General features: G+C 72.1%; 17 protein-coding genes. 9 read left to right on the forward strand and 8 right to left on the reverse strand.

Annotation, left to right across the window (positions count from 1 at the left end; genetic code table 11):
• Position 1 precedes the first annotated feature (1 nt).
• The gene (locus ACWC9T_RS04700; protein WP_449819589.1) at positions 2-865 is read right to left on the reverse strand and encodes a class I SAM-dependent methyltransferase; all 864 of its coding nucleotides are present in this window, start codon (positions 863-865) and stop codon (positions 2-4) included.
• Positions 866-1278: 413 nt separating this feature from the next.
• Here ACWC9T_RS04700 and rpsA point away from each other — a divergent pair, with 413 nt between their 5' ends.
• Complete coding sequence (rpsA, locus tag ACWC9T_RS04705) at positions 1279-2769, forward strand: 30S ribosomal protein S1 (RefSeq protein WP_153460312.1); 1491 nt, start codon at positions 1279-1281, stop codon at positions 2767-2769.
• 266 nt (positions 2770-3035) lie between these two features.
• Positions 3036-5240 carry an MMPL family transporter gene (locus ACWC9T_RS04710; protein ID WP_449819590.1) on the forward strand — a complete coding sequence of 735 codons (2205 nt, stop codon included), beginning with the start codon at positions 3036-3038 and terminating at the stop codon, positions 5238-5240.
• Here ACWC9T_RS04710 and ACWC9T_RS04715 read toward each other — a convergent pair.
• Positions 5223-5654, reverse strand: coding sequence for a MarR family winged helix-turn-helix transcriptional regulator (locus ACWC9T_RS04715; protein ID WP_449819591.1), 432 nt, complete (start codon positions 5652-5654; stop codon positions 5223-5225). The genes ACWC9T_RS04710 and ACWC9T_RS04715 overlap by 18 nt on opposite strands.
• Positions 5655-5716: 62 nt before the next feature.
• On the opposite strand from ACWC9T_RS04715, the gene ACWC9T_RS04720 reads away from it, so the two are divergent.
• Complete coding sequence (locus ACWC9T_RS04720) at positions 5717-6358, forward strand: MBL fold metallo-hydrolase (protein ID WP_449819592.1); 642 nt, start codon at positions 5717-5719, stop codon at positions 6356-6358.
• A 32-nt stretch (positions 6359-6390) separates the two neighbouring features.
• On the forward strand, positions 6391-6990 hold the full coding sequence (coaE, locus tag ACWC9T_RS04725) for a dephospho-CoA kinase (RefSeq protein ID WP_449819593.1): 600 nt from the start codon (positions 6391-6393) through the stop codon (positions 6988-6990).
• A gap of 19 nt (positions 6991-7009) precedes the next feature.
• Here the strand turns inward: coaE and ACWC9T_RS04730 are convergent, their stop codons facing one another.
• On the reverse strand, positions 7010-7231 hold the full coding sequence (locus ACWC9T_RS04730; protein ID WP_449819594.1) for a hypothetical protein: 222 nt from the start codon (positions 7229-7231) through the stop codon (positions 7010-7012).
• Positions 7232-7391: 160 nt separating this feature from the next.
• Between ACWC9T_RS04730 and ACWC9T_RS04735 the strand changes: the two genes are divergently transcribed.
• The gene (locus ACWC9T_RS04735) at positions 7392-7931 is read left to right on the forward strand and encodes a GNAT family N-acetyltransferase (protein ID WP_449819595.1); all 540 of its coding nucleotides are present in this window, start codon (positions 7392-7394) and stop codon (positions 7929-7931) included.
• A 22-nt stretch (positions 7932-7953) separates the two neighbouring features.
• Here the strand turns inward: ACWC9T_RS04735 and ACWC9T_RS04740 are convergent, their stop codons facing one another.
• Complete coding sequence (locus tag ACWC9T_RS04740) at positions 7954-8688, reverse strand: CTP synthase C-terminal region-related (seleno)protein (protein ID WP_449819596.1); 735 nt, start codon at positions 8686-8688, stop codon at positions 7954-7956.
• Between the two features lie 70 nt (positions 8689-8758).
• On the opposite strand from ACWC9T_RS04740, the gene ACWC9T_RS04745 reads away from it, so the two are divergent.
• Positions 8759-9649, forward strand: a complete 891-nt coding sequence (locus tag ACWC9T_RS04745) for a LysR family transcriptional regulator (RefSeq protein WP_449819597.1) — start codon at positions 8759-8761, stop codon at positions 9647-9649.
• A 136-nt stretch (positions 9650-9785) separates the two neighbouring features.
• Positions 9786-10343 carry a hypothetical protein gene (locus tag ACWC9T_RS04750; RefSeq protein ID WP_449819598.1) on the forward strand — a complete coding sequence of 186 codons (558 nt, stop codon included), beginning with the start codon at positions 9786-9788 and terminating at the stop codon, positions 10341-10343.
• A 93-nt stretch (positions 10344-10436) separates the two neighbouring features.
• Here the strand turns inward: ACWC9T_RS04750 and ACWC9T_RS04755 are convergent, their stop codons facing one another.
• Complete coding sequence (locus tag ACWC9T_RS04755; RefSeq protein WP_449819599.1) at positions 10437-11252, reverse strand: hypothetical protein; 816 nt, start codon at positions 11250-11252, stop codon at positions 10437-10439.
• Positions 11253-11896: 644 nt separating this feature from the next.
• Positions 11897-13159: an alpha/beta hydrolase gene (locus ACWC9T_RS04760; protein ID WP_449819600.1), complete on the reverse strand. Its 1263-nt coding sequence runs from the start codon at positions 13157-13159 to the stop codon at positions 11897-11899.
• A 297-nt stretch (positions 13160-13456) separates the two neighbouring features.
• On the opposite strand from ACWC9T_RS04760, the gene ACWC9T_RS04765 reads away from it, so the two are divergent.
• On the forward strand, positions 13457-16180 hold the full coding sequence (locus ACWC9T_RS04765) for a WD40/YVTN/BNR-like repeat-containing protein (RefSeq protein ID WP_449819601.1): 2724 nt from the start codon (positions 13457-13459) through the stop codon (positions 16178-16180).
• Between the two features lie 50 nt (positions 16181-16230).
• Here ACWC9T_RS04765 and ACWC9T_RS04770 read toward each other — a convergent pair whose 3' ends face one another.
• Complete coding sequence (locus ACWC9T_RS04770) at positions 16231-17220, reverse strand: DUF5937 family protein (protein ID WP_449819602.1); 990 nt, start codon at positions 17218-17220, stop codon at positions 16231-16233.
• A 61-nt stretch (positions 17221-17281) separates the two neighbouring features.
• Here ACWC9T_RS04770 and ACWC9T_RS04775 point away from each other — a divergent pair, with 61 nt between their 5' ends.
• Complete coding sequence (locus ACWC9T_RS04775; protein ID WP_449819603.1) at positions 17282-18529, forward strand: MFS transporter; 1248 nt, start codon at positions 17282-17284, stop codon at positions 18527-18529.
• An 85-nt stretch (positions 18530-18614) separates the two neighbouring features.
• On the opposite strand, the gene ACWC9T_RS04780 is transcribed toward ACWC9T_RS04775, so the two are convergent.
• Positions 18615-19265, reverse strand: coding sequence for a response regulator (locus tag ACWC9T_RS04780; RefSeq protein WP_449819604.1), 651 nt, complete (start codon positions 19263-19265; stop codon positions 18615-18617).

Consider the following 19265-nt stretch of genomic DNA (forward strand, 5'->3'; position numbering starts at 1 on the left):
CTCAGCCCCGCTCGGAGACGAAGATCGCGGTGCCCGGGATCAGCCGCCCGCGCAGCGGGGACCAGCCGCCCCACTCCTGCTCCAGCCCGGCCGGCCACTCCGGCTCGACCAGGTCGATCAACCGGAAGCCGGCGCCGACGAGTTCGCGCACCCGGTCGCCCAGGGTTCGGTGGTGCTCGACGTAGGTGGCGCGGCCGTTCTCGTCCTGCTCGACGTACGGGGTGCGGTCGAAGTAGGAGGACATCGCGGTGAGGCCCTCGACGCCGGGCTCGTCGGGGAAGGCCCAGCGGATCGGGTGGGTCACCGAGAACACCCAGCGCCCGCCGGGCCGCAGCACCCGGTGCACCTCGCGCATCAGCTCGGCGGTGTCGGCGCTGAACGGGACGGCGCCGTAGGCGGAGCAGGCGAGGTCGAAGGAGGCGTCGGCGAAGGGCAGCACGGCGGCGTCGGCCTGGACCACCGCGACCGGCTCGACGCCCCGGCCGAGGTCGATCCGGCGGGAGTGCTGGAGCTGCCGGTAGGAGATGTCCAGTGCGACCGGGCGGGCCCCCTGGGCGGTCAGCCAGCGGGAGCACTGGGCGGCGCCGGCGCCGATCTCCAGCACGTCCTTGCCCGCGACCTCGCCGAGCAGGTGGGCGTCGGCCTCGTCGAGGCCCTCGGGGCACCAGGTGAAGCGGTCGTCGCCGAGGAACTCGCCGTGCTCGTCCTGGTACTCGTCGGCGTTGCGGTCCCACCAGTGCCGACTGGCCCGGCTGCTCTCCCCCACGCCGGCCGCGCGCCGGACCGCGTCGTCGCCCTCCTCCACGGATGGGTCAAGATCGTGCAGGTCTGACTGGGGGGTGGTGGCCACGGTGACAATGCCCATCGCGTAGGGTATGGAGTGCGGAAGCGCCGCTGCCGCGAACCGGCCCGATTCTGGACCGGATCCTGGCGGTGGCATCCGGGGAAGGGCCCCTTCGAGCGCCGCCGCGAGGTGCGCAATCGGAGGATATGGCCTGATCCGTACCGGGCTCCACCGTCTTGCCTCTCTTGGCGTTGACCGTGCCTGGCCGTCCCCGTATGCTACAAGTTGCGCTGCGGGCCTGCGCGCCTCGGACGGAGCAGGTCGCGCTCGCATCTGTCGAAGACCCCACGGTCGCAAGACGGACGCCGGTTCTCGTTGAACGAGATCCCCCGGTGCGCCGTGTTCTTGGCTGTCCGGCTTTCGGTGGGAGCGATACGGGCCCTCCGCGTGGCATTACCTACGACTTTCATGTCCGTACCGGAGCCCTTTTCCTAATGACGAGCCCCACCGACTCCTCCCTCAGCACCACCCCGCAGGTCGCGGTCAACGACATCGGCGACGCGGAGGCCTTCCTCGCCGCCATCGACGAGACCATCAAGTACTTCAACGATGGCGACATCGTCGAGGGCGTCATCGTGAAGGTCGACCGTGACGAGGTCCTCCTCGACATCGGTTACAAGACCGAGGGCGTCATCCCGTCCCGCGAGCTCTCGATCAAGCACGACGTTGACCCGCACGAGGTCGTCGCCGTCGGTGACAACATCGAGGCCCTGGTTCTCCAGAAGGAGGACAAGGAGGGTCGTCTCATCCTGTCCAAGAAGCGCGCTCAGTACGAGCGTGCCTGGGGCACGATCGAGAAGATCAAGGAAGAGGACGGCATCGTCACCGGTACCGTCATCGAGGTCGTCAAGGGTGGTCTCATCCTCGACATCGGCCTCCGCGGCTTCCTCCCCGCCTCGCTGGTCGAGATGCGTCGCGTCCGCGACCTCCAGCCCTACGTGGGCAAGGAGCTCGAGGCCAAGATCATCGAGCTGGACAAGAACCGCAACAACGTGGTCCTGTCCCGCCGTGCCTGGCTGGAGCAGACCCAGAGCGAGGTCCGCCAGACCTTCCTCACCACCCTGCAGAAGGGCCAGGTGCGCTCCGGCGTCGTCTCCTCGATCGTCAACTTCGGTGCCTTCGTGGACCTGGGTGGCGTCGACGGCCTGGTGCACGTCTCCGAGCTGTCCTGGAAGCACATCGACCACCCGTCCGAGGTCGTCGAGGTCGGCCAGGAGGTCACCGTCGAGGTTCTCGACGTTGACATGGACCGCGAGCGCGTCTCCCTGTCGCTGAAGGCGACCCAGGAGGACCCGTGGCAGCAGTTCGCCCGTACCCACCAGATCGGCCAGGTCGTTCCGGGTAAGGTCACCAAGCTGGTTCCGTTCGGTGCGTTCGTCCGCGTGGACGAGGGCATCGAGGGTCTGGTCCACATCTCCGAGCTGGCCGAGCGCCACGTCGAGATCCCGGAGCAGGTCGTCCAGGTCGGCGACGAGATCTTCGTCAAGGTCATCGACATCGACCTCGAGCGTCGTCGCATCAGCCTGTCGCTGAAGCAGGCCAACGAGGCCCTGGGCGCCAACCCGGCCGAGGTCGAGTTCGACCCGACCCTGTACGGCATGGCCGCCTCGTACGACGACCAGGGCAACTACATCTACCCGGAGGGCTTCGACCCCGAGGCGAACGACTGGCTGCCCGGCTTCGAGAAGCAGCGTGAGGAGTGGGAGCGCCAGTACGCCGAGGCGCAGTCCCGCTTCGAGCAGCACCAGGCCCAGGTCATCAAGAGCCGCGAGGCCGACGCGGAGGCCGCTGCCGAGGGTGGCGACGCCGTCGCCGCTGCCGCCGGTGGCTCCTACTCGTCCAGCAGCGACGAGGGCTCCGGCGCCCTGGCCTCCGACGAGGCCCTGGCCGCCCTGCGCGAGAAGCTGGCCGGTGGCCAGAGCTGAGGCTCTCGCCCCCTGCTAGCTGACAGCTAGGCAACGGGCCCCACCCGGATCTTTCCGGGTGGGGCCCGTTCCTTTTCCGCCCCGCCCGCCGTTCTTCCGCCTCGCCCCGCCCCCTCTTCGTCTACCCGGTCTCCTCCGCTTCGTTTTCCGCTTTGACTTATGTGTGTTTTATGTGAAGGAAAATGTGAGATGAGGCTCATTGCCCTGCTATAGGCCGGACTTCGGGATGCGCCTAGATTGAGTGGAGCTGCCCGAAAGGCTCCTTTATGCGCAACCCCTCCTCCGTCGCCCCCGCCGCAGTGGTCGGCGGCCGGCTCGCCGCGATCGGCCGGTTCTGTTTCCGCCACCGCCGCTGGGTCCTCGGCTTCTGGGCCGTCGTCCTGGTCGTCGGGGTCCTGATCGGGGGTCGGGTCTTCGAGGGATCGGTGGCCGGCGCCTCCTCCGCCACCGCCGAGGCCGACCGGGGCGTCGCCGTGGTCGCCGCGACCGATCCGGCCAAGGGCGCCGTGACCGCGGTGGTGGACGGCAAGCCGGTCGACGACCCGGCGGTGCGCGCCGCCGTCGAGAAGGCCACCGCCGAGATCGCCGCCCTGCCCGGGGTCTCCTCCGCCCAGGACGCCTACGGCTCCGGCCCGGCCCCGGCCGCGCTGCGCGCCGCCGACGGGACGGCGAGCCTGGTCACCGTACGGATGGCCGACACCTCGACCCCCGCGCAGACCGACGCCGTCACCCACCGGCTGGCCGCGCTGAACGGCGCGGGCGGGGCGCACGTGACCGTCGGCGGGGACCTCGTGCTCCAGCAGGAGGTCAAGAAGCAGACGGAGAAGGACACCCGCTTCGGCGAGATGGTGACCCTGCCGCTCACCCTGGTCGTCATGGTGCTGGTCTTCGGCGGCCTGGCCGCCGCCTCGCTGCCGGTGATCGGCGCCATCGCCTCGATCGGCGGGGCGCTGCTGGCCATGTTCGGGTTCAGCCAGATCATGGACATCGACACCAGCGTGCTGCCGATCGCCACCGTGCTGGGGCTCGGGCTCTCGATCGACTACGCGCTGCTGATGGTGAACCGTTTCCGCGAGGAGCGCGGCCACGGCGCGGGCATCGCCGCCGCCGTCGAGCGCACCGCCGCGACCGCCGGGCGCACCGTGGCCTTCTCCGGGCTGACCGTCGCCGTCGCGCTGTCCGGCCTGTTCGTCTTCGCCAGCCCGGTGCTGGGCGCGGTTGCCGCGGCCGGGGTGAGCGTGGTGGTGATCGCGGTCGCCGCCGCGCTGACCCTGGTCCCCGCGCTGCTCGGCTTCGCCGGCTCCCGGATCAAGGCGCCCGCCGCGCCCGTGTCGGACGAGGGCTTCTTCAGCCGGACCGTCCGCCGGGTCCGCAAGCGGGCCGTGCTGGTGGCCCTCGCCTGCGTGGCGCTGCTGATGGCGGCCGGGGCCCCGTTCCTCCACGCCGAGATGCGCAGCTCCGGTGCCGCCGTGCTGCCCGGCTCCTCGGCCGGGCGGCAGGTCGCCGAGACCATCGACCACCGCTTCCCGCAGGTCGCGGCCGCGCCGATCACCGTGGCGATCGAGGGCGGCGCGCCGGTGGCCCAGGCGTACGCGGACGAGGTGGTCGCCAAGCTCCCCGGGGTGAGCGGTGTCCGGGCGGTGACCCCGGTCAGCGACAAGGTGTCCACGGTGGACGTGCTGGTGCACGGGGACCCGCAGGGCGACGCCGCCCAGCAGGTGGTGGACGAGCTCCGGGCCGACCGGGACGGGCTGAAGACCTATGTGACCGGCGGCGCGGCCACGGTGGTGGACTTCAAGGACGAGCTGATGTCGCGCGGGCCGTGGGCGCTCGGTCTGGTCGCGGTCGGGACACTGGTGCTGCTGTTCCTGATGACCGGCTCGGTGGTGATGCCGGTCAAGGCGCTGCTGATGAACCTGCTGTCGCTGGGCGCCTCGCTCGGCGCGCTGACCCTGGTGTTCCAGGACGGGTGGTTCAGCGGGCTGCTCGGCTTCAGTCCGGCCGGCGGGTTGGAGACCTTCCTGCCGGTGCTGGTCTTCGCCTTCGCCTTCGGGCTGTCGATGGACTACGAGGTGTTCCTGCTCGCCCGGATCAAGGAGCTGCACCAGCGCGGGCACAGCTGTACGCGCGCGGTGGAGCTGGGTGTCCAGCGCAGTGGTCGGATCATCACCTCGGCGGCGCTGCTGATGGTGATCGTCTTCGCGGGCTTCGCGGCCGGGGACATGCTCATGGTCAAGCAGATGGGCATCGCGCTGGCGGTCGCCGTCGCGGTCGACGCCACCCTGGTGCGCTGCCTGCTGGTGCCCGCCGCGATGACCCTGTTCGGTGAGTTCAACTGGTGGGCGCCCGCCCCGCTGAAGCGGCTGCACAGGCGCTTCGGGCTGAGCGAGCACGTCGAGCTGCCGGAGATCGGGCAGCCGGCGATCCCGGCGCAGCGGCCGGAGCCGGTGGGTTCAGCTCAGGCGGCGTAGCAGCTCGACGCTCGCGCGCAGCTGGTCCCGCTCCCCGGCGCTGAGGCGGGACTCGATGGCGGTCGCGATGTGGTGCTCGCGGCGGGCCCGCTGGTCGAGCAGGGCGGTGTGGCCGGCCTCCGTGGCGGTGATCAGCTGCTTGCGGCGGTCGGTGGGGTGGGGCTGCTGGGCGACCAGTCCGGACTCGGCCATCAGGGCGACGGTGCGGGCCATCGACTGGTGACGGACGCGTCGGAGTTCGGCGAGTTCGGCGACGGTGTAGGAGCGTTCGTCGCGGACCAGCAGGCCGAGCACGGCGGCCTGGTTCGGTGGCAGTTCGTCGCTGTCCCGCAGGGAGCGGACCAGGCTGCCGAGGGCGGCGCGCAGGTCGGCGGCGAGTTCCAGGGTGTCCGGGTGCGGTGCTTCGCGAGGCATGGGAGCAGTCTATCCGGAATCTCTACAGCAAAACTGTACAGCCATGCTGTATGGTTTGGGCTATGCGAATCACGAAGTTCGGACACGCCTGCGTACGCATCGAGCACGACACCACCACCGTCGTCATCGACCCCGGGGCGTTCACCGACCCCGCCGCACTGGCCGGGGCGGACGCCGTCCTGATCACCCACGAGCACATGGACCACTTCGAGGAGTCCCGGCTGCGCGCCGCGCTGGAGGCCGACCCGGCGTTGCGGGTGTGGACCAACAGCGTCGTCGCCGCCCAGCTGGAGGGCGTCGGGCAGCGGGTCACCGCGGTCGGCGAGGGCGACGCCTTCGACATCGCCGGGCTCGGCGTCTCGGTGCACGGCGAGTGGCACGCGCAGATCCACCCGGACATCCCACTGGTGAAGAACATCGGCTTCCTCTTCGACGGCCGGCTCTTCCACCCCGGCGACGCCTTCACCGTGCCGCCGCACGCCGTGGACACCCTGCTGCTGCCGCTCGCGGCGCCGTGGAGCAAGGCCGGCGAGGTGGTCGACTACGTCCGGGAGACGGGCCCGCGGGTGGCGGTGCCGGTCCACGAGGCGACGCTCAGCCCGATCGGGCACATGGTGGCCACCCGGCTGCTCGGGCCGGACGGGCCGGGCACCGGCGCGGGGCTGACCGTGCTCGGCGAGGGCGAGAGCCTGGAGCTGGGCTGACGGGCGCGGTGGTGCGCCGGTAGCCTGACGCCATGCTGAAGATCGGACTGACGGGTGGCATCGGCGCGGGCAAGAGCGAGGTGTCCCGACTGTTCGCCGCGCGCGGCGCGGTGATCGTGGACTCCGACCTGATCGCCCGCGAGGTGGTCGCCCCCGGGACGGACGGTCTGGCGGGCGTGGTCGCCGAGTTCGGCCCGCAGGTACTGCGGGAGGACGGCACCCTGGACCGCCCGGCCCTCGGGGCGATCGTGTTCGCCGACCCGGAGAAGCTCCGGGCGCTGAACGCGATCGTCCACCCGCTGGTGCGGGCCCGCTCCGCCGAGCTGGAGGCGGTGGCCGCGGCGGACGCGGTGGTGGTGCACGACGTGCCGCTGCTGACCGAGAACGGGCTGGCGCCGCTGTTCGACCTGGTCGTGGTGGTGGATGCCGCCGACGAGGTGCGGCTGGACCGGTTGGTGCGGCTGCGCGGGATGGCCGAGGAGGAGGCCCGGGCCCGGATGGCCGCGCAGGCCACCCGGGAGGACCGGCTGGCGATCGCGGACCTGGTGATCGACAACGGCGGGCCGCTGGAGGCGCTGTCGGCGCGGGTCGACGAGGTGTGGGCGGAGCTGGTGAAGCGCGCCGCCGCGTAGCCCCGGGCGGTGCTGGGGCTCAGGCCGTCCCCGCGTTGACGTGCGGCGAGGTGGTCGGGCCGAAGTCCGGGTCGTGGGCGGCGAGCGGGACGAGGACCAGCAGCACCACGGCGGTCGGTGCGAAGGTCCGGACCGGGCGGGCAGGCGCAGCGGCGGACGTCGACGGCGGTGTCGCCGGCGGCCAGCACCCGGGCAGCGGTGCGGTGAGGTCGACGGCCGACTGTTCGCTGGGCTGGCGCATGAGGGGAAAGCTTCCATGCCCGGGGTAATGCGGGATGATCTCCGGATCGGGTGGTCGGTCGGTGACGGGTTCCGGAACCGGGGGCCGGGCCGATCATGTGACCGAACAGGCGGCCGGGAAGGGACTGGAACAGGGTTTGCGGGGAAGGGAGCATGGAATGATGAGTGATCGTTTTTCTTCCGAACCGCCGACCGTGGTCCGGCTGGAGCAGTACTCCCGCGCCGAGCAGGAAGAGATCCTCGGCCCCGGCGAGGACCCGTACGGAGTCGCCTACACCGGGCTGACCTACCTGCCCAAGGAGATCCACTTCGGCCTCCGGGCCGCCGACGGCCGGCTCGTCGCCCACACCGGGCTGTTGCCGGTCCCGCTGACCGTCGGCGGCGTCGACCTGGAGGCGATCGGCGTCGGCGGCGTCTGCGTCGCCCCCGACCGGCGCGGCGGCGGCCTCGCGCAGGCCGTGGTCGGGGCCGCCCTCGACCACGGGCGCACGCTCGGCTTCCGGTACGCGCTGCTGTTCTGCCGTCCTCCGCTGGCCGCGTTCTACCGGGGGCTCGGCTTCCGAGAGGTGGCCGAGGAGGTGACCGTCGAACAGCCGGAGGGGCGGCTCGCGGTGATGCCGCTGCGCACCATGTGGCGCCCGCTGGCCGAGGGCGCCGGCTGGCCGGAGGGGCCGGTGCGGCTGCGCTCGCTGCCGATGTGACCCCTGCCGGTGCGGCCGTTGCTCAGGCGGGCGTCGGCGTCGCCTCGCCGAGCCCCGCGTGGGCGACGGCGGCCGCGGCCAGGGCGCGGATCACCGGGTGGGCCCGGGTGCCGTCGCCGGACAGCTCGGGCTGGAACAGCGAGGCCAGGAAGAACGGGTGCTCCGGCAGCTCCAGCATCCGGGCCTGGCCGGACTCGTCCGCGCCGCTGAAGCGCAGCCCGTGGGTGCGCAGCCGGTCCAGGTAGTCGGCGTTGAGGCCGTAGTTGCAGTGGTAGCGCTCCTGGGTGCGGGTGGCACCGAGGACGCGCTCGGCCAGGGTGTCGGGGGTGACCACGACGGCACCCTCGTGGCCGACCAGGGAGCAGCTGAGCGGGACGATCACCTGCTGGTCGAGGTCGGGGTCCTGCTCGCCGTGGACGGCGTCGGTGATGCCGCAGACGTCGCGGGCGAACTCCAGCACCGCGTGCTGGAACCCGGCGCAGGTGCCGAGGAAGGGGATGCCGCGCTCGCGGGCGGTGCGGACCGCGGCCAGGGCGCCGGCCTCGCTGCGGTACGGGCTGCCGGGCAGCAGCCAGACGGCGTCGAAGCCGTCGAGCGCGCCGGGCGCTCCGGCGTCCTCGGTGGGGATCCAGTAGGCGTCCAGGACGAGCTGGTCGTGTTCGGCGAGGGAGTCGAGCAGGCCGGGGATACGGGTGTGCGAGCGGACGGCGGGGGAGCGGTCGCCGACCAGGGCGATCCGCGGGGTCAGGTAGGTCATGCGGCTATCCTGGCCCCGCACCCGAGATCAGCGCCAACGATGATTTCTTACGTCTCGATCAGATCGGTTGATGACCGCCGTGGATCCCCAGCAGTTGCGCACCTTCGTGACCGTCGCCCGCCTCGCCTCCTTCTCCGACGCGGCCCGGGAACTCGGCTACACCCAGTCCGCCGTCTCCCAGCAGATCGCCGCGCTGGAGGCCGACCTCGGCACCGCGCTGCTGGTCCGTCGCCCGGTCGGCCCGACCGAGGCCGGGCGGCGGCTGCTGGAGCACGCGGCCCCGCTGCTGGTCCGGCTGGAGGCGGCGCGCGCCGATGTCGCACGCCTGGCCGGTGCCCCCAGTGCCCGGCTGGTGCTCGGCGCCACCCCGCTGGCGGTCGGGGCGGAGCTGGGGCGCGCGCTCGGCGAGGTGCGCCGGGCGTACCCGAGGGTCGAGCTGGTCGTCCGGGTGCTCGCCCAGGACGTGCTGCCGGCCCAGGTCGCCACCGGCGAGGTCGACCTCGCGCTGATCGACGGCCTCGCCGCGCCCAGCGACCCGCTGCCGCTGCCCGAGGTCGGCCCGCTGACCACCGTCGCGGTGGACGAGCAGCCGGTCGCGGTCGCCCTGCCCGTCGGCCATCCGCTGGCCGGCCGTACCGGCGTCGCTCTCGCCGACCTGTCGGCTGCCCGCTGGCTGGACGCCCCCGACCTCACCCCGACCGCGGCCCGGCTGCGCGCGGCTGCCGGAACCGACGGCTTCCGGCCCGCCACCCGCTACCGGGGCACCGACCTGCACGGGCTGCTCGCCCTGGTCGCCACCGGGCACGGGCTCACCCTGCTGCCCGAGTCGACGGCGGCGCAGGCGCCCGGCATCGCCTGCGCGCCGATCGCCGCGCCCCGGCTGGTGCACCGCACCGAGCTGGTGCACGGCAGCCTGCCGGAAGGGCCGGCGGCGCTGCTGGCGCGGCTGCTGGTGGGGTGACACCTCCGGCCCGGCCGGATGTGGAGGGGCGGTAACCACTCGTTCACGTCCCGGACCTGACGCCCGTCGCGCGGGCGGTGCTGTCATGGGCACAGTCGCCCGGCGATCGGCCGGGCCGGCCCAGGAGAGCACCACCATGATGCTTCGTCAGCGTCTCACCGTCATCGCCGCAGCGGCCACCCTCGCCGCCGCCGGGCTCGCCGCCGGCACCGCGCAGGCCGCCGCTCCGACGACCCACGGGCCCGTCAAGTCCGGTACTCGTGCGACGAGTTGTTCGCGGGCGTACCTGCCGCTGCCCGACCCGTCCTGCACGCCGGGTGCGTACAACCCGGCGGTCACCCAGGCCACCATCGGCTCCACCATCTGCGTCTCCGGCTGGACCGCCACCGTGCGCCCGCCGGCCAGCTACACCAACGCGCTGAAGACGCAGCAGATCGCGCGGTACGGCTACTCGGACACCAGCCCGGCGGACTACGAGGAGGATCACTTCGTCCCGCTGGAACTCGGCGGCGCGCCGCGCGACCCGCGCAACCTGTGGCCCGAGCCGCGCTACGGCAGCCAGCCGGCGCAGAGCAAGGACTCGGTCGAGAACAAGCTCAAGACCGCGGTGTGCGGCCACAGAGTGACCCTCGCGGCCGCCCGCAGCGCGATCGCGAGCGACTGGACCACGGCGCTCAGCCGCCTGGGGCTCTGACCCGGCGGGCAGAAGCAAGCCGCCAGGTCCGTCCGGTCCCCTGTGCCGGACGGGCCTGGCGGCCGTCTGTGTGCTGCCGCGGTGCGGCAGGTGTTACTGGTGGCCGTCGCAGCCCGGGAAGGCCTCGCACATCGGCGCCGACATGCCGGTGAGGACGTACTTGTCCTCCGGGCCCTTCCAGGCGTCCTTGGGCTGGGCGCCGGCCTTCGTGGTCGCCCAGACCGACAGCTCGCTGACCCACCCGCCGTCGGTGGTGACGTACTCGTGGAGGGTGGCGGTGGAGCCGTCCTGCTGCGGAATGGTGAGCACCGCGGAGAAGGCGAAGGTCGAGTCCGGGGCGCTGTTGACCTTGACCGTCGCGCCGGGCGCGGTCTTGGCGCAGGCCTTGAGCGCGTCCGTCAGGCGCCCCTCGGCCAGGTTGGTCATCTGCTTGGTGCCGCTGCTGTGGGTCGGGTCGCCGTGCACCAGCAGGGTCTGCTGGGCGGTCCAGCGGTCCCCGCCGAAGCCGACCGAGGCCTTGGCGGCGACGCCGGTGAGCGGCCCCTCGTCGTCCTTGGTGGGGGCGGCGTGGCACAGCTCCATGCCCTTGAACGTGACCACGCCGTTGACCGGCTTGGCGTTGGCCGCCAGCGGGGCGTAGTGGTAGGTCTCGTCCATCGGGATGCTCTTGGTGTCCATCCAGGCCTTGGCCGGGATGGACACGGCACCGTCGGCGGCGGGCGGCTTGCTGGCGCCGCCGGTGGGCTTGGCGGTGTCGCCCCCGGCGGGCGCCGCGGTGGCGCCGGTCGGCGCGGGGGCGGCGGTCTTGCCGCCGTTCGGGTCGTTGTTGTCCGGGCCGCAGGCGCTCAGGGCGCCCACGCAGAGCAGGGCAGCGGCGGTGGCGGTGACCAGTCGGGTGCTGTTGCGCAACTGACGATTCCTCAGGTGTCCGGTGTCGTTGGTCGGGGCCTGGGGCGGAGGCGCTTCGCCCGTCCGTCCTCGCCGACCGCTGGACCCGTGGCTGTGGGCACTCGGCATGGCTGTTCCTCCCCCGTTTCGTGCTGCCGTCCGGCCCCCTGGCTCCGCAGCTCACCACAGGTCTGAGGCGTGGTCAGAGCAGGTGCTGCGTCGACGGCGGACGAAACTTATGCCACGGGGGCGCCGGGAGCAAAGCGGGATTTCTCCGGGAGATCGGGGGAGTGCGGCAGTTGCAGCGGGCTGGTGGTGAACATGTGTGCGGGTGCGGCGGAAGCGATGGGCGGAGGGGGAGGGCTGTGAGGTTCCCCCGTCTGCGGACGGGCGCCGCCCGGCACGGGGATCTCCGTTCCGGCCGCGCGGTTTGGCGGTGGATCGTGTCCGACCGGGGCGTCGCCCGGCGGGTCCGCAAGGCCGGCCGACACCAAGGCTTTCCCCGGGCGGCGGGCGGGTGTGATCCCACCCACGGTTCGTTCCGGAGCGGATGCGGAGGGTGTGCGGTTCGCATACGGCCTGTACGGAATCCGGACGGAATCAAGACCGCGCTGTTACGCGTGCGGGGCCGTCGCGGTCGTCGGGCCGGTACGGACCGAGCGCCGTTACGGGTGGGTGCCCGGGACGCCGAGTTGCTGGGCGAGCCAGGGGAGGGCCTGGGTGAAGGTCGCGGCGCCGGTCTGCCAGGTGTGCTTGCCGGAGCCAACGGTGCTGGTGGTGCGGATGCCGTCCTTCTTGGCGGCCGCGTCCAGGGCCTTCGCGGACTCGATCTGGCCGTGTTCCTCGTCCCCCTGGCCGAAGTAGCCGGAGACGCCCTGGTACTTGGGGTGGTGGCCGGCGAGCACGGTCAGCGGGTCGTGGGCTGCCCAGGCCGCCGCGTTGCCGCCGTACAGCTCCTGGATGGTGTGGTCCTTGTCACCGATGTACGGGCCCTTGTCGCCGGAGAAGTCGCCGAAGTGGGTGAAGACGTTGGGGTGCTCGACGACCAGGTCGAAGGCGCAGGTGCCGCCCATGGACCAGCCGGCCACGCCCCACTTGTGCGGGTCGGTGGCGGCGTTGAAGGTCTTCTGGACGAACGGCGGGACGTCCTTGAGCAGGTGGCTCTCGGAATTGCCGTGCGGGCCGTCCACGCACTCGGTGTCCACGCGGAAGCCGCCGGTGGCGTCCACGAAGACCAGGATCGGCGTGAAGCCGTTGTGCTTGGCGGCGAACTCGTCGGCGGTCTTCACCGCGTTGCCGGAGCGGATCCAGTTGTCGGGCGCCGCGAACTCGCCGCCGATCATCTCCAGCACCGGGAGCTTGGGCCGGTTCTGGCTGCGGAACCAGGCGGGCGGCAGGTAGACCAGCTCCTGGCGGTGGGTGAAGCCGCTCGCGGTGTCCGGGATGTCGACCTGGACGATGCGGCCGGTCTTGGTCTTGCCGTGGATCGAGGCGAGTTGGGCCAGGGTGATCTGGTCCGGCAGCGGATCGCCGCTGAGCTCGCCGACCGCGTCGTCGATCGTCGGGTAGTAGCCGGTGGCGATGTTCACGCTGTTCGCGGCGCAGAACAGCGCGAGGAGGACGGTCGGCGCCACCAGCGCCCGCCGCCACCACTTCGCGCCGCGCCAGCCGAAGCCCAGCACGCTGAACGCCGCGATCGCCACCCCGCTCCACAGCCACACCTCGGACGGGATCGGATCGGTGATCCCGGCCAGGGCGAGCACGCCGACGGCGACGACCGCGGTGACCGCCAGCGCCGTGCCGAGCGCGATCGGACCCCACTTGCGCTGCCAGGTCCGGTCCCGCCAGCCCACCGCGGTCAGGAACAGGGCGAGGGCCGCGGCCCGGACCGTCCAGGGGAACCAGCCGTCGAGCAGGGAGACGTTCATGCGCGGAGGCTAGGGGTGGGAGATGAGAGGGGGGTAAGAGGCTGGGAGGCCGCTGGGCGCTGGCTGGGAGGCTGCTGGGGGTGCCCGGCGTAAAGGCGGAGCCAAAGGATCCAGGCGTTTCTCCGCCGTTCCTCCATTCAGTGAATCGGCGACTTCACACGAGTGGAAATCCCGGTCAAAGCCATTGGTCTCCAAGGCTGTTGACGGAGATCACCGCGGTGTAGGGTGCCGCCCGCTCCACCTCCAGTTCCCGCCCCACGACCGGTGGGGCGGCCCCCCCGACGGACCGGAGACTTCATGGGCTCCCCCAGCAGAGCGCGTCGCGGCAGAACCCGCGCCGCGCTGATATCCGCCGCGCTGATCGTGACGGCGGGCACCACCGCCGCGTGGGGCGACACCGTCGCCACCACGTCCGGCTCCAGCAGTACCGGCACCAGCCCGAACCACCGCCAGGCCGGAGAGGACTCCGGCGAACTGATGGACTCCATCCAGTCCTTCAACGACCCCCGGGTCTCCCCGGGCGGCACCGTCACGGCCGGCGCCTACCGGGCCGCCTGGCAACACGTGCTCGGCATGCCGGTACGGCAGGCCGGCTACACCGAGGTCACCACCCAGCCGTACAACGGCGACGCGCTGCACTACCGGGACCACAACGTCTCCAACGGCGGCGCCGGCGGCGGCTACAACACCGGCCGGATCGCCGCCCTGGCCGCCGACCCGAACCACCCCGGCGTGGTGTACGCGGGCGGCGCCGGCGGCGGCGTGTTCCGCTCCACGGACGACGGCGCCACCTGGACCCCGATCGCCGACCACCTGCCCTCGCTCTCGGTCGGCTCGCTCGCCGTCGCCCCCGACGGCGCCCTGTGGCTCGGCACCGGCGAGGCCACCACCGCCTTCGACAACTACCTCGGTACCGGCGTGTACCGGCTCGCCAACCCCAGCCAGGCGAGCTTCAGCCAGTCCGACGCGCTCGGCGGCGGCGAACTCGACAACAGCTCCATCCACGCGCTGCGCTTCGACACCGAGGCCGGCTACGCCTTCGCCGCCACCTCGCACGGCGTCTACCGGCGCGCGCTCGGCGCCGCCCAGGGCGACGCCTGGCAGAAGGTGCTCGCCCCGTGTGCGGGCACCGGCGTCAGCGGCGTCGCCTGCGGTACCAGCGGCTACTACGCGGACATCGCCAACGACCTGGTGGTGCAGCCGGGTTCGGGTGGCAGGCGGCTGGTCGCCAACCTCGCCTGGCGCGGCGGCGCGACGTACAACGGCTTCTACTACTCCGACGACGCCGGCACCACCTGGCGCACCGCCAACCCGCAGGGCGGCATCAACCCGAGCGACATCGGCAACACGACCTTCGCCTACTCCGCCGACGGCAGCAAGCTGTACGCGGTGGTCGAGTCGCCGACGCTGTACAACAAGAACCCCGGGGCCAAGGCACCGCAGACCGTGCTCGGCGGCGTGTACGTCAGCAACAGCGGCGACATCAACGGCCCGTTCACCCAGATCGCCAACTCCAGCGTGCTGGCCAACAGCGGCTCGGCGATGAAGCTGACCGTCATGGGCCCGGGCTACCAGCCCGGCGTGCAGTCCTGGTACGACCAGTCGCTGGCCGTCGACCCGACCGACCCCAACCACCTGTACCTGGGGCTGGAGGAGCTGTACGAGACCCGCAACGGCGGTTCGACGTGGAGCACGGTCGGCCGGTACTGGAACCTGGGGCTGAACTGCTTCAGCTACGTCGCCGCGCAGAACACCTGCGACGGCAACGTGATGCACTCCGACCAGCACGCGCTCGCGTTCTCCAACTGGGCGGGGAAGGCCCCCGAGGTGTACGCGGGCAACGACGGCGGCGTGTACGCCCGGCCGACCACCCAGACCGCGCCCGGCTGGCGCAACCTCAACGCGAGCGGCACGCTGCGCACGCTGCAGTACTACTCGGTGGGTGCGGGCGCCCTGCCGGGTGGGGGCGAGGCCGTGTGGGGCGGGCTGCAGGACAACGGGGTGTCGATCTCGGTGCCCAAGGGCGCCACGTACTCGTACACCTACCCGGGTTCGAATGCTCCCGTGACCGAACAGCTCAACGCGGCCGGGGAGATGGGCCAGCCGTTCGGCGGTGACGGTGGCGACCAGCTGGTCAACCCGGCCAACGGCTGCCAGACGGTGGGCGAGTACACCAACCTGGCGATGTCGGTGACCAACAACTGCGGCTACACGGCGAACGACGACGGTACGCCGTCGGCCATCACGTCGATCAGTCCGAACGACCCCAACGCGCGGTTCATCGCACCGTTCGGGGCGGACGCCAAGGACCCCGGCTACTGGGTGGCCGGTGGCGAGTACGTCTACGCCAACACCAAGACCTGGCAGAGCACTTCGGGCGCCGACTGGCAGAAGCTGGCCGACAGCGGCGCCGGGCACTCGGTCACGGCCGTCAAGTCGCAGCTGGACCCGGCCGGAAACCACGTGGTGTGGGCGGCCTGGTGCGGCGCCTGCAACCCGGGGGACACCTTCGCCCGGGGCATCATGACCAACTACGGCGGAAACTGGCACCAGTTGACGCTGCCAGCGGACTTCCCGGTGCGCTACATCCAGGACATCGCCATCGACCCGTCGGACGCGAGCGGCAAGACGGTGTACGCGGCGCTGTCCGGCTTCTCCCGGCACTGGAACGTCGGCCCGGGCGCCGGCTACGGCCACCTCTGGCGGACTTCGGACGGTGGCACGACCTGGCAGGACGTCAGCGGAGCCGACGGCGCCGCCGACCAGCTGGTGGACGCCTCGGCCAACCGGGTGCTGTTCGCGCCGGACGGGACGCTGGTGGTGGCCACCGACCTCGGCGTGTTCACCGACGACGTGAAGGCGGACGGCCTCGGCCACTGGAAGCGGCTGGGGACGGCCGACCCGACGGCGGCCGGCAACCTGCCGACGGCGGCGGCGGTCTACCTGACGCCCAGCCCGGACGGGACGTCGGTGTACGTCGCCACGCACGGGCGCGGGATCTGGAAGACCGCGATGCCGTAAGCGAGGTGTGACGTGTTCGAGCCGGGGGCGGTCGGCGGACCGCCCCCGGCTCAGTCGTACAGGGCTCGGCCCCTGGCCGTTCTGGCGTAGAGCACGACCCGGCCGGTCCGGTGGGGTGCGACCAGACCGGCCTTGGCGAGCTTGTGCAGCTGGGTGGACACCCCGCCGGGGGCCAGCCCGGTCCGGTTGGCGAGCTCCACGGTGCCGGCCGGGGTCTCCAGGAGGCCGAGCAGCAGGGCCCGGGTGGCGCCGAGCGCCGCGGCCAGGTCGGCGGCGTCGCTGCGGGACTCCCACAGGGTCCCGATGCCGCGGACGGGGTAGCGGATCACGGGCACCCAGGGCGCCGCGGTCTTGACGTAGAGCTTCGGCCACGCGAACGCCGACGGCACCAGGACGAGGCCGCGACCGTCCAGTGAGCGGTGCGGATCGGCCGGGTCCGATTGCCGGTTGGCGATCCGCAGCGTGCCGGAGGCCTGGTCGAAGGCCAGGTCGGGGTGGATGTCGGCGAACATCGCCGCCGGTCCGCGCTCGGTGAGGGAACGGGCGCGGTAGTGGATGTCGGATTCGAGCAGGGCCCGGATCCTCGGCCAGGCCGGCGCCAGGGTGCGCTGCCAGTACTCGTGCAGGTCGGTGACGATCCGGTCCAACTCGCGTCGGGGTGCGCGCGCCACGGGTGTCAGGCTGCTCGGTCGGTTCGTGCCGAACACCTCGGCCAGGTCGCGGCGGATGACCTCGGCGGGGGTGCGGCGCACCTCGTCGAGCTCGTCGTCGAGGGTGGTCAGGGGCGAGAGCGGGGTCGGCGCGAGGAACCCGGGGAGATGGCCCTGCGGGCCGGCGGTGAGGGCGCGTGCCGCCGCCGCTCGGGGTGTGGTGAGCAGCGGGTCGTGGCGGTGCTCGGACAGCCACGGCATGTGGATCGCGCGGCTCGCCGGCCGGGTCAGCGTCCTGATGGAGGCCAGCAGCTCCCAGGCCGGGGAGACGGCCCAGCGCAACTGGCCCAGATCGGCTGTGCCCAGGGAGAGGGTGAGCGTGAACGGCACGAGGATTCACCCTAGCGTGAATCCGTTGAGGCGACTTTCGAACTCCCCGACGCTTCCTGCCATGACGCAGACGATCACGGCGGCACCGCCCGTTGTCACTCCACAGGACCGCACCCGCTACCTCACGGCGTCCGGAGTCGCGCTGTGGGGCGCCCAGATCGGCCAGGTGGCCGTTCCGCTGACGGCGGTCACCGTGCTGCACGTGGGAGCCTCGGGGACGTCCCTGCTGAGGACCGCGCTGACCCTGCCCTTCGTACTCCTCGGACTGCCGGTCGGCGCCTGGCTGGACCGGGTGCGGCGTCGCCCGGTCATGATCGGCGCGGACCTGGTGCGGGCGGGAGCGTTGATCACCGTGCCGGTCGCGGCCTGGTCGGGGTGCTTGAGCATGGTCCACCTGCTGGTCGTCGTGGTGGTGCAGGGCGTGGCGACGGTGTTCTTCGACCTGGCCACCCAGAGCCTCGTCAAGGACCTGGCCCCGGGCGCCCTGCTCGCCCGCACCAACGCCCGGCTGGCCACCATCATCCAGACCGCGCTCATCGGAGGGCCGGCGCTGTCCGGGTGGGCGGCCGGGATGCTCAGCGCGCCCACGGTGCTACTGGTGATGGCTGCGGGATACCTGTGGTCCGCAGCCTGGCTGTCCACGCTCGGGATGCGCGAGCACCCGGCCGGTGGGGTCGTGCGACGCCACCTCCTGCACGAGATCGCCGAGGGCATCGCCTTCGTCGCCCGCCAGCCCGTGCTGCGCACCGTGACCATTGCCGGCTCCATGGTCAACATCGGCACCGCCGGGGTGATGACGCTGCTCCCGGTGCTCGTGCTCACCGAACTCGGTTGGAGCGAAGGGGAACTGGGCTTGTTCCTCGGCGCCGGAGGCGTCGGCGGTCTGCTCGGCGCGCTGTTCGCCGTCAGGCTCGCCGACCGGCTCGGCGCGGGCCGCGCCGCCCTGCTCGTCGGGGTTCTGGTCGCGCCCCTGGCCGTCGCCGTCCCCCTGCTCGGCCGGCCTGTCCCCGGCCCGGTTGCGGCCGTCGGCTGGGCCCTGGTCCTGCTCAAGGTCGGCTTCGACTCGGTCCTGATGACGACCTTCCGCCAGCAGGTCACCCCCGCCGGGCTGCTCGCCCGCGTCAACGGCACCATGCGCGTCCTCTTCACCGGCGCCACGGCTCTCGGCGCCGCAGCCGCTGGTGCCCTGGCCACGGCCGTCGGCACCCGGTGGGCCCTCGGAGTCGCGGCGACGTGCCTGGCCTGCGTGTGGATCCCGATCGCCCTCTCGCCGGTCCGGCGGATGACCGTGCTCGGGACCCACACCTGAGGGCCGAGAGATGTCGGCAGGGCGAGTCGGCCCCCCTTTGCGGGCGCGGGTGGCCTGGAAACCGGTGAAGATGACGTCGTCGGGACTAACGCCTGTCCAGCAGTCCGCGCTCTAGGGCCACGACCACCGCGTGCGTGCGGTCTCTGACATCGAGCTTGGCGAAGATCCGCAGCAGATGGGTCTTCACCGTGGCCTCCGCGATGACCAGCCGCCGGCCGATCTCCACGTTGGACAGCCCGTCGGCGACCGCGCTCAGCACATCCACCTCCCGGGTGGTCAGGGCCACCGGAGCGGGCTGCCGCATGCGGGCAACCAGCCGCTCCGCGACCCTCGGGGCCAGGACGGTCTCGCCGCGGGACGCGGATCGGATGGCGTCGACGAGCTGGTCACGCGTGGTGTCCTTGAGCAGGTAGCCGATCGCGCCAGCCTCGACCGCGCGCTCGATCTCCGCGTCGGTGTCGTACGTGGTCAGGATCAGTACCCGGGTTCCCGGGTGGCGGGCGATGATCTCGGCGGTGGCGCTTGCCCCGTCGAGGACTGGCATCCGCAGATCGATCAGTGCCACGTCCGGCTTCAGGCGCTCGACGAGTTCGACGGCCGCGCGGCCGTCGCCGCCCTCGCCAACGATGTCTATGGTGGGTTCGGAGGCCAACAGGGCGACGACCCCGGCGCGCATGACCGTGTGGTCGTCGACCACGATGATGCGGAGCCCGTCCGTCTCTGTCTGAGCTGTCAT

This window comes from Kitasatospora sp. NPDC001159, assembly GCF_053598235.1.

Excerpts from the sequence above, each read along its gene's own strand:
- ACWC9T_RS04700 (WP_449819589.1), bottom strand. The coding sequence starts at position 865 with ATGGGCATTGTCACCGTGGCCACCACCCCCCAGTCAGACCTGCACGAT.
- rpsA (WP_153460312.1), top strand. The coding sequence starts at position 1,279 with ATGACGAGCCCCACCGACTCCTCCCTCAGCACCACCCCGCAGGTCGCG.
- ACWC9T_RS04710 (WP_449819590.1), top strand. The coding sequence starts at position 3,036 with ATGCGCAACCCCTCCTCCGTCGCCCCCGCCGCAGTGGTCGGCGGCCGG.
- ACWC9T_RS04715 (WP_449819591.1), bottom strand. The coding sequence starts at position 5,654 with ATGCCTCGCGAAGCACCGCACCCGGACACCCTGGAACTCGCCGCCGAC.
- ACWC9T_RS04720 (WP_449819592.1), top strand. The coding sequence starts at position 5,717 with ATGCGAATCACGAAGTTCGGACACGCCTGCGTACGCATCGAGCACGAC.
- coaE (WP_449819593.1), top strand. The coding sequence starts at position 6,391 with ATGCTGAAGATCGGACTGACGGGTGGCATCGGCGCGGGCAAGAGCGAG.
- ACWC9T_RS04730 (WP_449819594.1), bottom strand. The coding sequence starts at position 7,231 with ATGCGCCAGCCCAGCGAACAGTCGGCCGTCGACCTCACCGCACCGCTG.
- ACWC9T_RS04735 (WP_449819595.1), top strand. The coding sequence starts at position 7,392 with ATGAGTGATCGTTTTTCTTCCGAACCGCCGACCGTGGTCCGGCTGGAG.
- ACWC9T_RS04740 (WP_449819596.1), bottom strand. The coding sequence starts at position 8,688 with ATGACCTACCTGACCCCGCGGATCGCCCTGGTCGGCGACCGCTCCCCC.
- ACWC9T_RS04745 (WP_449819597.1), top strand. The coding sequence starts at position 8,759 with ATGACCGCCGTGGATCCCCAGCAGTTGCGCACCTTCGTGACCGTCGCC.
- ACWC9T_RS04750 (WP_449819598.1), top strand. The coding sequence starts at position 9,786 with ATGATGCTTCGTCAGCGTCTCACCGTCATCGCCGCAGCGGCCACCCTC.
- ACWC9T_RS04760 (WP_449819600.1), bottom strand. The coding sequence starts at position 13,159 with ATGAACGTCTCCCTGCTCGACGGCTGGTTCCCCTGGACGGTCCGGGCC.
- ACWC9T_RS04765 (WP_449819601.1), top strand. The coding sequence starts at position 13,457 with ATGGGCTCCCCCAGCAGAGCGCGTCGCGGCAGAACCCGCGCCGCGCTG.
- ACWC9T_RS04775 (WP_449819603.1), top strand. The coding sequence starts at position 17,282 with ATGACGCAGACGATCACGGCGGCACCGCCCGTTGTCACTCCACAGGAC.
- ACWC9T_RS04780 (WP_449819604.1), bottom strand. The coding sequence starts at position 19,265 with ATGACAGCTCAGACAGAGACGGACGGGCTCCGCATCATCGTGGTCGAC.